General features: G+C 62.8%; 14 protein-coding genes. 9 read left to right on the top strand and 5 right to left on the bottom strand.

Features of this window, described 5'->3' with window-relative positions; all coding sequences use genetic code 11:
• Positions 1-20 precede the first annotated feature (20 nt).
• Both GTW25_RS13985 and GTW25_RS13980 read right to left on the bottom strand, forming a co-directional pair.
• Positions 21-725 (bottom strand): DsbA family protein, encoded by a 705-nt coding sequence (locus GTW25_RS13985; protein WP_252912752.1) that lies wholly within the window; start codon positions 723-725, stop codon positions 21-23.
• 135 nt (positions 726-860) lie between these two features.
• The gene (locus GTW25_RS13980; protein ID WP_252912751.1) at positions 861-1,373 is read right to left on the bottom strand and encodes a DUF721 domain-containing protein; all 513 of its coding nucleotides are present in this window, start codon (positions 1,371-1,373) and stop codon (positions 861-863) included.
• Positions 1,374-1,423: 50 nt separating this feature from the next.
• Between GTW25_RS13980 and mutY the strand changes: the two genes are divergently transcribed.
• Both mutY and GTW25_RS13970 read left to right on the top strand, forming a co-directional pair.
• The gene (gene mutY / locus GTW25_RS13975) at positions 1,424-2,551 is read left to right on the top strand and encodes an A/G-specific adenine glycosylase (RefSeq protein ID WP_252912750.1); all 1,128 of its coding nucleotides are present in this window, start codon (positions 1,424-1,426) and stop codon (positions 2,549-2,551) included.
• The gene (locus GTW25_RS13970; RefSeq protein WP_252912749.1) at positions 2,548-3,156 is read left to right on the top strand and encodes an HAD family hydrolase; all 609 of its coding nucleotides are present in this window, start codon (positions 2,548-2,550) and stop codon (positions 3,154-3,156) included. Before mutY ends, GTW25_RS13970 begins: the two co-directional genes overlap by 4 nt.
• Positions 3,157-3,353: 197 nt before the next feature.
• Here GTW25_RS13970 and GTW25_RS13965 read toward each other — a convergent pair whose 3' ends face one another.
• Positions 3,354-4,487, bottom strand: a complete 1,134-nt coding sequence (locus GTW25_RS13965; protein ID WP_252912748.1) for a site-specific DNA-methyltransferase — start codon at positions 4,485-4,487, stop codon at positions 3,354-3,356.
• 147 nt (positions 4,488-4,634) lie between these two features.
• On the opposite strand from GTW25_RS13965, the gene GTW25_RS13960 reads away from it, so the two are divergent.
• Complete coding sequence (locus tag GTW25_RS13960; protein ID WP_252912747.1) at positions 4,635-5,321, top strand: HAD family hydrolase; 687 nt, start codon at positions 4,635-4,637, stop codon at positions 5,319-5,321.
• Positions 5,322-5,498: 177 nt separating this feature from the next.
• Entirely contained in the window at positions 5,499-5,789 is a 291-nt protein-coding gene (locus GTW25_RS13955; RefSeq protein ID WP_252912746.1) for a GIY-YIG nuclease family protein, read from the top strand.
• A gap of 91 nt (positions 5,790-5,880) precedes the next feature.
• On the opposite strand, the gene GTW25_RS13950 is transcribed toward GTW25_RS13955, so the two are convergent.
• Positions 5,881-6,426: a hypothetical protein gene (locus GTW25_RS13950; protein WP_252912745.1), complete on the bottom strand. Its 546-nt coding sequence runs from the start codon at positions 6,424-6,426 to the stop codon at positions 5,881-5,883.
• Between the two features lie 216 nt (positions 6,427-6,642).
• Here GTW25_RS13950 and thrC point away from each other — a divergent pair, with 216 nt between their 5' ends.
• From thrC to GTW25_RS13930, 4 genes are all read left to right on the top strand, one after another.
• Entirely contained in the window at positions 6,643-8,058 is a 1,416-nt protein-coding gene (thrC, locus tag GTW25_RS13945) for a threonine synthase (protein WP_252912744.1), read from the top strand.
• A gap of 93 nt (positions 8,059-8,151) precedes the next feature.
• Positions 8,152-9,444, top strand: a complete 1,293-nt coding sequence (locus tag GTW25_RS13940; protein WP_252912743.1) for a M16 family metallopeptidase — start codon at positions 8,152-8,154, stop codon at positions 9,442-9,444.
• Positions 9,445-9,451: 7 nt separating this feature from the next.
• Positions 9,452-10,063 carry a GNAT family N-acetyltransferase gene (locus tag GTW25_RS13935; RefSeq protein ID WP_252912742.1) on the top strand — a complete coding sequence of 204 codons (612 nt, stop codon included), beginning with the start codon at positions 9,452-9,454 and terminating at the stop codon, positions 10,061-10,063.
• On the top strand, positions 10,051-12,930 hold the full coding sequence (locus GTW25_RS13930; RefSeq protein WP_372493174.1) for an EAL domain-containing protein: 2,880 nt from the start codon (positions 10,051-10,053) through the stop codon (positions 12,928-12,930). Before GTW25_RS13935 ends, GTW25_RS13930 begins: the two co-directional genes overlap by 13 nt.
• Before the next feature lie 244 nt (positions 12,931-13,174).
• Here the strand turns inward: GTW25_RS13930 and GTW25_RS13925 are convergent, their stop codons facing one another.
• Positions 13,175-13,783 (bottom strand): YqgE/AlgH family protein, encoded by a 609-nt coding sequence (locus GTW25_RS13925; RefSeq protein WP_252912741.1) that lies wholly within the window; start codon positions 13,781-13,783, stop codon positions 13,175-13,177.
• A 135-nt stretch (positions 13,784-13,918) separates the two neighbouring features.
• Between GTW25_RS13925 and GTW25_RS13920 the strand changes: the two genes are divergently transcribed.
• On the top strand, positions 13,919-14,701 hold the full coding sequence (locus tag GTW25_RS13920) for a protein-disulfide reductase DsbD domain-containing protein (RefSeq protein WP_252912740.1): 783 nt from the start codon (positions 13,919-13,921) through the stop codon (positions 14,699-14,701).
• Positions 14,702-14,759: the final 58 nt, after the last annotated feature.

Here is a 14,759-nt window from a genome sequence, read left to right as displayed (position 1 = left end):
CGGCCGAAGAGATCGGGAAATCAGAGCATCGAGTCGATGATGGCCGACATTTCGTCAACCGACAGAGCCCCCGCATATTTGTTGCCGTTGATGAAGAAGGTCGGCGTCGAATTCACTCCAAAGTCGTTCTGCGCGCGCGCACGCACCGACCTCACATCATCGAGAAGCGCCTGATCGGTCAAGCAAGCCTCGAAGGACTCCTGTGTAAAACCGCCCAGACGAGCAAGGCGAAGCAAGGCTTCACGCGCATTGTCGACCGGCACCCAGCTATTCTGCTGCTTGAACAGGACATCCGACATCGCGAAGAAATTGGTATCGGCGCAGCGGGCGAGCATCGCGCCGGCCTCGGCGCGCGGGTCGAACGGGAATTCGCGCATGATCAGCTTGGCCTGGCCCGTATCGATATAGCGTTCCTTGATCGTCGGCAGCGTGTTGTTGTGGAAGTTGCCGCAATGGCCGCACGTCATCGAGGCGTATTCAACGATCGTCACCGGTGCGTCGGCATCGCCCATGACCTTGTCTTCCAGCGGGCCGGGTTCCAGCAGCGCGGCCATGTCGACCGTGCCCTGCGCGCGCGGCGCCGTGGACGACGTCGTGACGGGGTCGGTGCCCTGCGCGCTCGCATTGGCGGAGTTTCCGCTATCGCTGCACGCCGAGAGGGCCAGTCCGATGGCCGGGAGCGCCACCAGCGAGGTCAGGACATGTCTGCGCGACAAAGAGGCCATTCGAATCACCTATGTTGAAGTTGAGTATCGCCTGTATTGCGATCGTCTAAAACGCGAATACGGCAAGGATCGTCCCATTCCTACCGCGAAAGCGCGACACTGTGTTCACAAAGGTGCGAACTTGGGAACAGCGCATCAAGCGGTGCGGCGTTTCGCGCCGATCACTTCGGCACCCAGTCGTTCCAGCGCATCGCGCAAATCGTCGCTCTCGATTTCGCGCGTCAGGCTTTTCACATAGGCGGCATCGTTCTCGTCCAGCCGTGCCGGTCCCCTCGGCCTGCGCGGCGCATCGACGGCGACCGGCTTTTGCAGGATGCGGATGCGGCCGACGGCCGCAAATCCGAGAAAAGCGTTCACCCGGGAAATGACTTCGCCCGTCTCGTGCTGGAGCGCGAGTGCCGCCATACCTTCGCAGGCGACGATCAGCATTGCCGGCTCGAACGGATCGCCCTCGCTCATGCGGCGCGGCCAAACGATCTTCTCGGGGAGCGACGAGCGCGCGATGCGCTCGCCCACGATCTCTTCCCACGACTGAACCAGAGCGACCGAAATGCCGGCCCGCTTGCGCAGCACCGGATCGAGGATCTTCGACGCCAGATCGGCAACCGGCTGAGCGCCGAACGATCGCCCTTTTGGTTTGCCTGCCACGGCGAAAATCCTCTATGCGCTTTGGTTCGAAGCTTTCTAACAGGAACACGATGGCAACGCCAATCGCGACACATGACTGGTTCGACGACGCGCGCGCGCAGCGTGTCTCGTCGTTGCTCGTCGACTGGTACGACCGCCATCATCGCGACCTGCCGTGGCGCGTGCCGCCGCGCGACCAGGCGTCCGGCCTGCGCTCCGATCCCTATCGCGTCTGGCTGTCGGAGATCATGCTGCAGCAGACGACTGTCGAGGCGGTGAAGCCCTATTTCGGCAGGTTCGTGATGAAATGGCCGACCGTTTCGGATTTGGCGGCGTCGGATAGCGACGACATCATGAAGGCGTGGGCCGGGCTCGGCTATTATTCGCGGGCGCGAAATCTGAAGATATGCGCGGAAGTTGTTGAAAAGGAATACGGCGGACGCTTCCCCGACACGGAATCAGGCTTGCTCGCGCTGCCCGGCATAGGCCCTTATACGGCAGCCGCCATCGCCGCGATCGCCTTCGACCGGCCCGCCGCCGTGGTCGACGGGAATGTCGAGCGCGTCTTCTCCCGCCTCGGCGCCATCGCTACCCCGCTTCCCAAAGCCAAGAGTGAAATCAAGGCGTTGGTGGCAAAAGCTGTGAATTTGAATCGGCCGGGAGACTTCGCCCAGGCGACGATGGACCTCGGCGCCACGATCTGCACGCCGCGCCGCCCGAAATGCCTGATGTGCCCGGTCAATAACGAGTGCCTTGCGCTGCGGCAGGGCGACCCGGAGCATTATCCGGTCAAGCCGGCAAAGGCGGAAAAGCCGCTTCGGCGCGGTGCGGCCTTCGTCGCTATCCATGGCGATGCGATATTCCTGCGCAAGCGCACGGCAAAGGGATTGCTCGGCGGCATGGCGGAAGTTCCCTCGACGAACTGGTCGTCGCGCGCTGATGGCGAACTTATCCCCGCTGCCGCGCCCTTTGCCGCGAACTGGTCCAAAACGGGCGAAATCCGGCATGTGTTCACCCATTTCCAGCTTGAACTTGTAATTTTCCGAGCCGAACTTGCAAAAAAACCGGACGTTTCGGACGGATGGTGGGCACCGCTCGAATTTATCCACACGGAAGCGCTGCCGACTGTCATGAAGAAGGCAATCGAAGCTGCCATACCCGGTGCGACGAAACTCCAACGCAAGGCGAAACTGAGTTGACCCAGATCGACCACATCGTTTTCGACATCGGCAAGGTGCTCATCCATTACGACCCGGAACTGCCGTATCGCGACCTCATCCCCGACGCGACCGAGCGCCGATGGTTCCTCGACAATGTGACGACCGGTGACTGGAACATCGAACAGGATCGCGGCCGAAGCTGGGAAGAAGCCGAGACGCTTCTGATCGCCGATCATCCCGATCATGCGGAAAACATCCGGGCGTTTCGACAGCACTGGCACAAGATGGTGCCTCATGCCTATGACGACAGCGTCGCCATTTTCGAAGGACTGATCGAGGAGGGTCGCGACGTGACGATGCTGACCAATTTCGCGGCGGACACCTTCTCCGAGGCGCAGGAGCGGTTCGCCTTCCTGAAGAAGCCGCGCGGTGTGACCGTTTCAGGGCATCATCGACTGTTGAAACCCGATGTTGCAATCTACGAGCTTCACGCCTGCACGTTCGGCCTCGATCCGGCGGCGACGCTGTTTATCGACGACAGCGCGAAGAATGTCGAAGGCGCGAAGGGTGCGGGTTGGCAGGCGGTGCAGTTTACCAATGCCGAAAGGCTGGAGCGGGATTTGAAGGGGTTAGGGATACTTTAGCCGTCGCGCTTTGCGATGGACGGGTGAGGCATGGATTCCTGTGACGAGCACAGGAATGACGGTGGAGATGTTTGACACCAATCTCCAGCGTTGGCGATTGGCATATCCCCTTGATGCCGTCATTCCTGTGCTCGTCACAGGAATCCATGCCTCGCCGTGTCAGCCGTAAGCCGATCTCCCCTGAAGGCGGAGCCGGCTTACGCCCCGGCGCGGTCCATGCCGAGGCGGGCGATGCGGCGCAGTTCGTCGATCTGGTTGAGGCCGCCCGAGCGCTCGTAGTGCCAGAAGGTCCAGCCGTTGCAGGCGTCGAGGCCCTGCACGGTCGCACCGACTTTGTGGATCGAACCCGACACGTCGCCGACAGCGATGGTGCCGTCGGCACGCACGCGGGCCTGATGGCGGCGGCGTGCATCGTGCAGCACGGCGCCGGGCTTGATCAGGCCGGAATCGATCAGGCTGACGAAGGCGACGCGGGGCTCGGCGCGCTTGCCGGTCATCACCGACAGGTCTACCGCAGCCAGTGGCTTCACGTTGTCGATCCGCTCCTGAGCGGCGTCGACATAGGTCTGGTCGCGCTCGATGCCGACAAAGTGGCGACCAAGACGCTTGGCGACCGCACCGGTGGTGCCGGAGCCGAAGAACGGGTCGAGGATCACGTCGCCGGGTTTCGTCGACGACAGCATGATTCGGGCGAGCAGCGCTTCGGGTTTTTGCGTCGGGTGGACCTTGTTGCCGTTCTCGTCCTTGAGGCGCTCATGGCCGGTGCAGATCGGGAACAGCCAGTCCGAGCGCATCTGCACGTCGTCGTTGGCCGCCTTCATCGCATCGTAGTTGAAGGTGTAGCCCTTGGCTTTCGGATCGCGCGAGGCCCAGATCATGGTCTCATGCGCGTTCTGAAAGCGGCGACCGCGGAAGTTCGGCATCGGGTTCGTCTTGCGCCACACGACGTCGTTCAGGATCCAGAAGCCGAGATCCTGCATGGTCGCGCCGACGCGGAAAATGTTGTGATAGGAACCGATCACCCAGATCGTGCCGTTCGGCTTCAGCACCCGGCGCGCCGCGAGCAGCCAGGCGCGCGTGAAGGCGTCATAGGCCTGAAAGCTCTCAAACTGGTCCCATTCGTCATCGACCGCATCGACCTTCGACTGGTCGGGGCGATGCAGATCACCATCGAGTTGAAGATTATAGGGCGGATCGGCGAAGATCACGTCGACGGAATGATCCGGCAACTTGTTCAGCGCGGCGACGCAGTCGCCCTTGAGGATGGTGTCGAGCCACTGGCTCGGTTCGGCGGAAGGAACGAGGTCGGCGAGAGCGCGCACGGCAGACATGAAGATACCCGGTACTCGAATGAACTCTTTTACACTCCGTTATGGTTACCGATCGGCGTTAACATCGCGTGAATGGCGGTGAATTTGCGGTCCGCCTCCGGCTCGTGTAGGACCGCGCCAACTCCTCCTGAACACGGCAATACCACCATGTCCCTACCCGAACTCGTCATCTTCGATTGCGACGGCGTGCTCGTCGATTCCGAGATTATCGCAGCGCGCGTCGAGGCGGAAATCCTCTCGGCGGCAGGCTACGAGATCAGTCCCGAAGAACTGGCCGAGACCTATGCGGGCCTGACATTTCGAGAGATCATGCTGCGCATCGAGCGCGAGGCCGCCATCCCGTTCCAGGCTTCGATGCTCGACGATGTCGAAAAGCGCGTTGACAGCAAGCTGAAGGCGGAAGTGAAGGCCATCGAAGGCGTTCACGAGGCGGTCGCCTCGGTGACGGGCAAGCGCGCGATCTGCTCGAATTCATCCGCCGAGCGGCTGGACATGATGCTGACCAAGACCCGGCTGAAGCCGTTTTTCGAGGGCCATATCTTTTCCTCGCGCGACACGCCGTCGCAAAAGCCGAAGCCCGCGCCGGACGTGTTCCTCTTCGCGGCCGAGGCGATGAAGACGTGCCCGTCCAATACGTTCGTGATCGAGGATTCGGTTCATGGCATTCACGGCGCGAAGCTTGCCGGGATGCGCGTCATCGGCTTCACCGGCGCATCCCACACGCATCCCGGCCATGCCGACATGCTGACCGAAGCAGGCGCGGAAACCGTCATCCGCCGCCATGCCGACCTGCCCGCCACGATCGCCGCGCTCAGCGCCTGGTCGGAGAGTTGATCCGGGTCGGAAGCGGCATGGCTGTCGAGATGGTGATGCCGTCATTCCTTTGACGAGCACAGGAATGACGGCATTGAGGGGGCTGCCAATCACCGCCGTCGAGGAGTTGCGGTTCCGCTAGCGCAATCCGTCATTCCTGTGCTTGTCACAGGAATCCAGGCCTCTACACTCGATCGCATGGCTCGGCGGGGTTATGTCTATATCCTTGCGTCACAAAAGAACGGCACGCTTTATATCGGCGTGACGAGCGATCTGGCTGGTCGATTGCTTGAACACCAAAATGGGACGGGGTCGGAATTCACCGCGCGATACGGTGTTATGCGGCTGGTCTGGTTCGACGAGTACGAACTGATAAGTCAGGCGATCACGACCGAGAAGACGATGAAGAAGTGGCCGCGTCGGTGGAAGATCAACGCGATCGAAGCCCGCAACCCGCACTGGCACGACATCAGTGCGCATCTTTTGTGAGGTCGAGCGACGGGGGCGTCGAGGCCTGGATTCCTGTGACGAGCACAGGAATCCAGGCCTCAACCCGCGATCATAAAGCGAAAGCTTGCCCTTACGAACCGGGCGTGTCGATTCGCACGATGATCTGTGTTTGCTGCGCGCCTTCCTGGGGGATGATAACGGACGGGTCGTTGAAGACGAACTGGGTCGCGCCGACCGTATCGCCGACCTGGACGGCGTAGTTCACGCGGTTCGAATAGATCACTTCGCTGCCGCGGCGTGCCTCGACGAGGATCGGGACCGAGACCTGTCCGGCGCGTCCGGCGGGACCGGGAACGACGCGCCCCGCCGCCGCCACGTTCAGCGTGATCTGGCCGGGCGCGTAGGAGCAGGCGCGAGTGGTTTCGGCGATCGTCGTGCGATGGACGAGACGGCTCGCATCCCCTTCGCCGCCACGCTCGAACTGCGACCACACCGCACCGTCGCTTTGCAGGACGACGCGCGGGCAAAAGGCGCGCAGCTCTTCTATATTGACCGTTTGCGTGTCCGATGCAGCGACAGCAGCGCCGTCACCCGACTGGCAGGCCGACAACGCGGCGGCCGAACCGATGACGGCGCAAACCGCCATGCGGCGAAACGACGAACGACAAAACGACATGGACGGCCCTTCCCTCAAGCAAATCTCTTGTCTGGAGCATTTCCGGCGAAAAGAGGCTCGCCTCCAATGCTCCATCTTTCTGTTTTCAACACAATCGTCCGCGCAAAACCGCTTCGCACTTTTGCTGGAATTGCTCTATACCAACGCCGCAAACAAAAGGCGACCGGGACCAACTGCGTTTTCCAACGCCCCGGCATGCCGATGGATTGGGATTCGATGCTCTATTCAAGTACGCGCGGCGACGCGCCGCGACTGGGCTTTGCGGATGTGCTTCTTGCCGGGCTCGCACGCGATGGCGGGCTTTACCTGCCCGACCAATGGCCACAATTTTCCACCGACGACATTCGCACCATGCGCGGCCTTTCCTATCCCGATCTTGCGATCCGGCTTTTGACACCGTTCGTGGAAGAAGACATCGCAGTGGACGATTTCCGCCGGATCGTGGAGGAGGCCTACGCGACGTTTCGCCATGATGCGGTATGCCCACTGGTACAAACTGGCGCGAACGAATTCACGCTCGAACTTTTCCATGGACCGACGCTCGCCTTCAAGGACGTAGCGATGCAATTGCTCGCGCGGCTGATGGACCACGTTCTCAGCGAACGCGGCCAGCGTGCGACGATCTGTGGGGCGACGTCTGGCGATACGGGCGGGGCCGCGATCGACGCCTTCGCCGGCCGCGACCGCACTGACATCTTCATTCTGTTTCCGCATGGACGCGTCTCACCCGTGCAGCAACGCCAGATGACCACGTCCACGGCTGCGAATGTCCACGCGCTCGCCATCGAAGGCAATTTCGACGACTGCCAGGCGCTGGTGAAGGGCATGTTCAACGACCACGCCTTCCGCGACCGGGTGATGCTGTCAGGCGTCAACTCGATCAACTGGGCGCGGATCATGGCGCAGATCGTCTACTATTTCTCGTCCGCGATCGCGCTCGGCGCGCCGGACCGGTCCGTCTCGTTCACCGTGCCCACGGGGAATTTCGGCGACATCTTCGCCGGTTACGCGGCAAAGCGTATGGGCCTGCCGGTCGAGCAGCTCGTGATCGCCACCAACGACAACGACATTCTGGCGCGCACGCTGGAAACGGGCCGCTACGAGACGCGCGGCGTGGTCGAAACGACCTCGCCCTCCATGGACATCCAGATCTCGTCCAATTTCGAGCGGCTCCTGTTCGAGGTGGCCGGGCGCGATGCGGGCACGGTCAAGCGCTATATGGACAGCCTGAAGCAGTCCGGCGCGTTTACGATCGACGCAGCGGCGCTCGGGGCGATCCGGGCGGAATTTTCGGCCGGCAGGTCGAGCGTCGAGGAGACGGCGGCCACAATCCGCGATCTTCTCGACAATTCCGGCTATCTGGCCGATCCGCACAGCGCGATCGCCATCAAGGTCGCGCGCGACGGCAAGCATGACGCCTCGGTGCCAATGGTGGTTCTGGCGACCGCGCACCCGGCCAAGTTTCCGCAGGCTGTGAAAACGGCTTGCGGCATCGAGCCTGCCCTTCCCGTCTGGCTTGGCGACCTGATGGATCGCCCGGAAAAATTCGACATCCTTTCCTCCGACCTTAAAATGGTGGAAGATCATATCGAGCGCCGCACGAGAGCGGCTAACAATCACAGCCGCATCTGAGCGGCCGATAATCACTGAGGCGCATCGGCCACGGCATCAGCCGGACAGTCTTCAAAAGCCGATCAGCGCACCGTTCCAGGGAGTACGACCCGCATGGGGGTTGAGGTAAGCCGTTTGTCCAACGGCCTGACGATTGCCACCGAAACGCTCGCGCATATCGAATCCGTTTCTCTCGGCGTCTGGGTCAAATCCGGGTCGCGCGACGAGCATGACGGCGAGCACGGCATCGCGCATCTGCTCGAACACATGGCGTTCAAGGGGACGTCCAAGCGCACCGCACGGCAGATCGCCACCGATATCGAAAATGTCGGCGGCGAGATCAACGCGGCGACCAGCGTCGAGACCACCGCGTTTTTCGCGCGCGTGCTCAAGGACGACATGCCGCTCGCCATCGACATCCTGTCCGATATCCTGACGGAGTCGAGATTCGACGCAGACGAGCTCGAACGCGAGAAGAACGTCATCTTGCAGGAGATCGGCGCGGCGCACGATACGCCCGACGACATCGTGTTCGATCGCTTCACGGAAACCGCGTTCCGCAACCAGACGCTCGGGCGATCCATCCTCGGCACACCGGAGACGGTGCGCGCGTTCACCGCGCCGCAACTGCGCGGTTTCCTCGAACGGCAATACGCGGCCGAGCGGATGGTCGTGGTGGCGGCCGGCGCCGTAGACCACGATACTTTCGTGCGTGAGGTCGAAAAGCGCCTCGGCGGCTTACAGCAGCATTGCAAGGCGACGCCGCCGCAGCCGGCGCATTATGAGGGCGGCGATTTTCGCGAAAGCCGCGACCTGATGGATGCGCAGATCGTTCTCGGCTTCGAGGGCCGCGCCTATCATGTGCGCGACTTCTACGCGAGCCAGGTCCTGTCGATGATCCTGGGCGGCGGCATGTCCTCGCGGCTCTTCCAGGAAGTGCGCGAGCAGCGCGGCCTGTGCTACTCGGTCTACGCGTTTCACTGGGGTTTTTCCGATACCGGCATCTTCGGCATCCATGCCGCGACCGGCAAGGAGGATATCGCCGAACTGGTCACGGTCCTGCTGGCGGAATTGAAGAAGGCGGGAGAAGGCATCCTGCCCGAGGAACTCGACCGTGCGCGCGCGCAATATCGCGCCGGCCTTTTGATGTCGCAGGAAAGTCCGTCGAGCCGCGCGTCGCAGATCGCACGGCAGATGCTGCTTTACGGGCGCCCCATCCCGACGGACGAGCTGATGGACCGGCTGTCGAAGCTGACGACGGATCGGCTGGCTGATCTGTCGGGCCGGCTGTTTTCGGCCCATCCGACCGTCGCCGCCGTCGGTCCGGTCGGATCGCTGCCGGCATTCGACGCAGTCCGCGACATGCTTTCGGGCCCGTCGGTCATGCCGCACAAGCTGGCCGTCTGATACGAAAATGCCGTTCGCGCCTTTCGCCAAAAGTGCCGCACCGGCGCTCTCTGGGGGCGGCGTCACCATACGGCCTGCGCATCGGCGCGACTATGCCGAATGGGCGCAACTGCGCGAGGAAAGCCGCGCCTTTCTCGAACCATGGGAGCCGCGCTGGCCGAGCGACGACCTCGACTACGCCGCCTGGAAACAGCGGCTCAAACGCTACAATCGCGAGGCCGCCGCCGGCACGGGCCATGCCTTCATGATCCTCGAAAGCGCAAGCGGCCGGCTCGTCGGCGGCATTTCCATTGGAAACATACGCCACGGCGTCGCCCAGAGCGCGCAGATCGGCTATTGGATGGGTGAACGATATGCGGGCCGCGGGCTGATGCAGGCGGCAATGAAGCTGACGCTTGCGCATGGTTTCGACACGCTCAAACTGCACAGGCTGGAAGCGGCCTGTATTCCCGACAATGCGCGCTCCATCCGCGTGCTTGAAAATGCCGGATTTCGGCGCGAAGGACTGCTGCGATCCTACCTGCGCATCAACGGCGTGTGGCGGGATCATCTTCTCTATGCCCTGATCGCCGGCGAGCATCGGGCAAACACGAAAGAGGCCAAGGTTTGGGGCGCTTGAAGGCAAACGCGGTCATCTTGTTTCTGGCGGCGCTTTTCGTGGCGCTCGGCTCACCCGCCAGGGCGCTCGATCCGGTCGCCATCACGGGCAACGAAGCGGCCGTCGACCTCACGAGCCGAATCCAGATCTATCGCGACCAGGGGTCCAGTTTTCAGGTGCAGACGGCACCTGGAACCGACGGCATCGTCCGGCGCATCGAGGTGGAGGCCAATGACGAGCGCTCGTCCGGAGACTGGGCCGTGTTCGCGATCTCCAATCCGACCGATCGCCAGATCGACCGGCTGATCGTCGCGCCGCACTTCCGGCTGGTCGATTCTGGGCTGATCTGGCCGAATCTCGGCTCCAGCCGGATCGCATCCATCACGCCTTCGGAAGGTTTCGCGCTCGACCGGCAGGCCGCACCTGAGGCGGATGTCTTCCTCGTGACGCTCAACCCCGGTTCGATCGTCACCTTCGTGACCGAACTCGCCTCGCCCGACCTGCCGCAACTGAGGCTCTGGGAGCCCGAAGCGTACAAGGACAACGTCAACGCCTATACGCTGTTTCGCGGTATCGTGATCGGCATTGCGGGTCTGCTCGCGCTCTTCCTGACGATCCTGTTTGTGGTCAAGGGAACCTCGCTCTTTCCCGCCACGGCCGCCCTTGCCTGGTCGGTGCTGGCCTATATCTCGATCGATTTCGGCTTTCTCACCCGCGTCATCGAGATCACGCCCGGAAACGAACAGATCTGGCGCGCGGGCGCGGAAGTGGCGCTGGCGACGACGATCGTCGTTTTTCTCTTCGCCTATCTCAATCTCAACCGATGGCACTGGCATTTCAGCTATGCAGCGATCGCCTGGATCATCGGCCTCATGGGGATGGCTGGCGTCGCCACGTTCGACCCGGCGATAGCCGCGGGCATCGCGCGGCTTTCCTTCGCCGTCACGGCTGTCGCCGGTCTCGGATTGATCGGATACTTCGCGTTTCAGGGCTATGACCGGGGTGTCATGCTGATCCCGAGCTGGCTGATGATCCTCGCCTGGGTCGCTGCCGCCTACATGGCCGTATCGGGCCGGATCGACAACGACATCATCCAGCCCGCGCTCGGCGGCGGCCTCGTGCTCGTCGTTCTCCTGATCGGCTTTACCGTCATGCAGCACGCCTTCGCAGGCGGCGCGCTGCAACAGGGGCTTTTCAGCGACATGGAGCGGCAGGCGCTCGCCGTCACGGGCGCGGGCGATACGGTCTGGGACTGGGACGTGACCCGCGACAGGATCGTCACGCGGCCCGATCTCGCTCGCCAGCTCGGACTGGAGCCAAACGAACTCAACGGACATGCGCGCAACTGGCTGCCCGCCCTTCACGCCGACGACCGCGACACGTTCCGAACACTGCTCGACGTGATCCTCGAACATCGTCGCGGACGCATTTCGCAGGCGTTCCGGCTGCGCGGCGCGGACGGTCACTATCACTGGTTCACGCTCAAGGCGCGGCCCGTGATCGGGTCGGATGGCGAGATCATCCGCTGCGTCGGTACGCTGGTCGACACGACCGAACAGAAGAAGGCCGAGGAGCGCCTGCTTCACGACGCCGTCCACGACAATCTGACCGGCCTGCCCAACCGGCAGATGTTCCTCAACCGGCTCGAAGCGCTGCTTTCGGTCGCGCAGTCGGAGGACGCGATCCGGCCGTCGGTCTTCGTCATCGACATCGACCGGTTCAAGCAGGTCAATGACGGGCTCGGCATCTCGGCCGGCGACACGATATTGCTGACGATCGCCCGCCGCCTGCACCGCATCCTGAAGCCGAAGGACAGCCTTTCGCGGATCGCGGGCGACCAGTTCGCGCTAATGCTTGTCTCCGAACAGGAACCGGCACGGATCGCGGCGGTCGCGGAGGCAATCCGGGATGCGATCAGCGCGCCGATCACCTTCGCCAAGCGCGAAATCGTCCTGACCGCCTCGATCGGGCTCGTCTCGTGGACCGTCAACACGACCAGCGCGGCCGACATGATCAAGGATGCCGAGCTTGCCATGCATCAGGCCAAGCGCTTCGGCGGCGACCGGATCGAACCGTTCCGCCCGGCCTTCCGCTCGGGCGGCAGCGACCGGCTGCAGATCGAATCCGATCTGCGGCGCGCCGTCGAGCGCGGTGAAATGCAGCTTGCCTATCAGCCCATCATCCGCCTCGAAGACCGCACGATCGCCGGCTTCGAAGCGCTGATGCGCTGGGACCATCCGCGCCGCGCCGCGATCCCGCCGTCCGAGTTCATCCCGATCGCCGAAAGCTGCGGGCAGATCGTCCAGCTCGGCCAGTTCGCCATGCAAAAGGCGGCGGACGATTTGCACGAATGGCAAAAGCTCGCAGCCGAACTGCCGCTTTTCGTATCCGTGAACCTGTCGAGCCGCCAGCTCCTGCGGCGCGATCTGGTGTCGGACGTGCGCTCCGTCATCGCGCGCGCCAGCATCAAACCGCGTCATTTCCGGCTGGAACTGACCGAATCGCTCGTGATGGACAATCCCGAACAGGCCGCGCATGTGCTCGGCAAACTGCGCCAGATCGGCATCGGCCTTTCACTGGACGATTTCGGAACCGGATATTCCTCGCTCGCCTATTTGACACGCTTTCCCTTCGACACGATCAAGATCGACCGAAGCTTCGTCGAGGATGCGAGCCCCAAGAGGCTGGTCCTGTTGCGATCCATGGTATCGATGGCGCACGATCTCGGCCTGTCGGTGGTCGCCGAGGGCGTCACGCAGGACACCGATGCGGATGAGTTGCGCGACGCCGGCTGCGAATACGTCCAGAGCTTCGCCTTCGGCCAGCCGATGGTGGCGAGCGAAATCGTGCGGATGCTGAAGGAGAAGCCCGCCCCGGCGGCGGCGTAATGACCCGCCGCGGGCGTATGCCGACGCGATACTTGTCGACACGCATCCGACGATGAACCGTCGAGGCATGGTTTCCTGTAACGAGCACAGAAATGACGGCGTCAAGCACAACGCCAGCTTTGAACGCCTGCGATTTGCATCGACATAAATGCAATCGTCATTCCTGTGCTCGTTACAGGAAACCATGCCTCGCCCTCGCAGGCCATGCGACGATCAAGGCCAGACCAATGCGCGTTGCTTTTGTTCAGGCGTGGCCGGCCTGCGTGCTCAGCCGCGTCAGGTCGATGCCGATCGAGGCAAGGACGCGGTCATACTGGCTGCCCAGATCGCGGTCGAACAGCAGGCCGGGATCGGCCGGGCAGGTCAGCCAGCCGTTTTCGGCAATTTCCTGTTCGAGCTGACCGGCGCCCCACCCCGAATATCCCAACGCCATCAGGGCGCTGCGCGGGCCACGGCCGACGGAGATGGCGCGCAGAATGTCGATCGTCGCCGTCAGGCAGACAGCATCGGCGACCGGGAGCGAGGATTCCACGACATAATCGTCGGAATGAAGAACGAAGCCCCGGCTGCGCTCGACTGGCCCGCCATTTCGAATGACGATCGACCGGGCAGGCTCGGGCAGGCGGATCGCCTCCTCCTCCTTCAGCACCTCGAGCTGGACGAGAAGATCTGGAAACAGAAGCTGCTGCGGCTGGTTGATGACCAGCCCCATCGCGCCTTCCTCGGAGTGGGCGCACAGATAGACGACAGAGCGTTCGAAGCGCTCGTCCTGCATGCCGGGCATCGCAATCAGGAACTGGTTTTCCAGAAACCCGTTGCCGACACCGCTTTTCTTGTGGCCCAGAATATCCATCGTCGAAGCGTAACGCGTTTCCCTGAAACGTGAAAGCCGCGTCGTCCTGCTTTGTTAAACCACATCACCGCGAAATGATCCGTGCGGCACCACGCAGGCGTTGCCAATTCCGTCCGGCTTCGCCAAGACAAAACCATGAGAATCATCGTCGCACTCGCAGCCGCCCTGATCGTCACGCCCGCCGCTTTCGCCGGCACCGGCGCGTGGCACGAGACGACGGGGGGCAAGCTCAGGCTCGTCACCAAGGGCGCGGCGGATGCGCAAGGCGCGCTGCGCGGGATGCTCGAAATCCGCCTCGACGAGGGCTGGAAAACTTACTGGAAGGAACCTGGAGAAACCGGCGTCGCACCACAGGTTTCCCTTGAAGGCGCAAGTGACGTCAGGGGCGTCGCCCTTCATTTTCCAGCGCCCGAACGGTTCGACGACGGCGTCTCGCAATGGGCCGGCTATCAAGGCCATGTGCGCCTGCCGGTCGCGTTCTCGGGGCTGGAGGATTTGTCATCGCCACTGACGCTCGATGTGTTTCTCGGCGTTTGCGAGACGATCTGCGTTCCCGTTCAGGCGAGCCTTGACGTAACGCCGGGCGCGGATAGCGGCCCGATCGACGAGGCGCAGATCGACGCCGCCTTCGCCGCCCTGCCCGGCGCGCCGCATGAAGGTTTCGACGTGACCGGCGCCAGCGCCGGCGACGATGTGCTGACGATCGAGGTAGAAACCCCTAAGGGGGGCGGTGCGCCAGACATATTCCTCGCCGGGCGCGACGGGCTGTCGCTTGCGGCTCCGAAATTCGAGCCGGCGGCCGATGGCGGGACCTTCACGGCACGCATCGTCCACCGCGGCAAGGGCGCGGCGTTGCAGGCCGATTATACGCTGGTGAGCGGCGGCGCGGCGGTTTCGGGTCTAATCGAGCCGGACTGATTTGCAAAGAGCCGGACATGCGGCTATCGCAACATGATCCCATTTATCGGAGAGAGAA

The sequence above is a fragment of the Aliihoeflea aestuarii genome, from assembly GCF_024105665.1.
Taxonomy (GTDB): domain Bacteria; phylum Pseudomonadota; class Alphaproteobacteria; order Rhizobiales; family Rhizobiaceae; genus Aliihoeflea; species Aliihoeflea aestuarii.
Note: the sequence above shows the minus strand (reverse complement) of the source record. Positions and strands in the feature narration are given on the sequence as shown.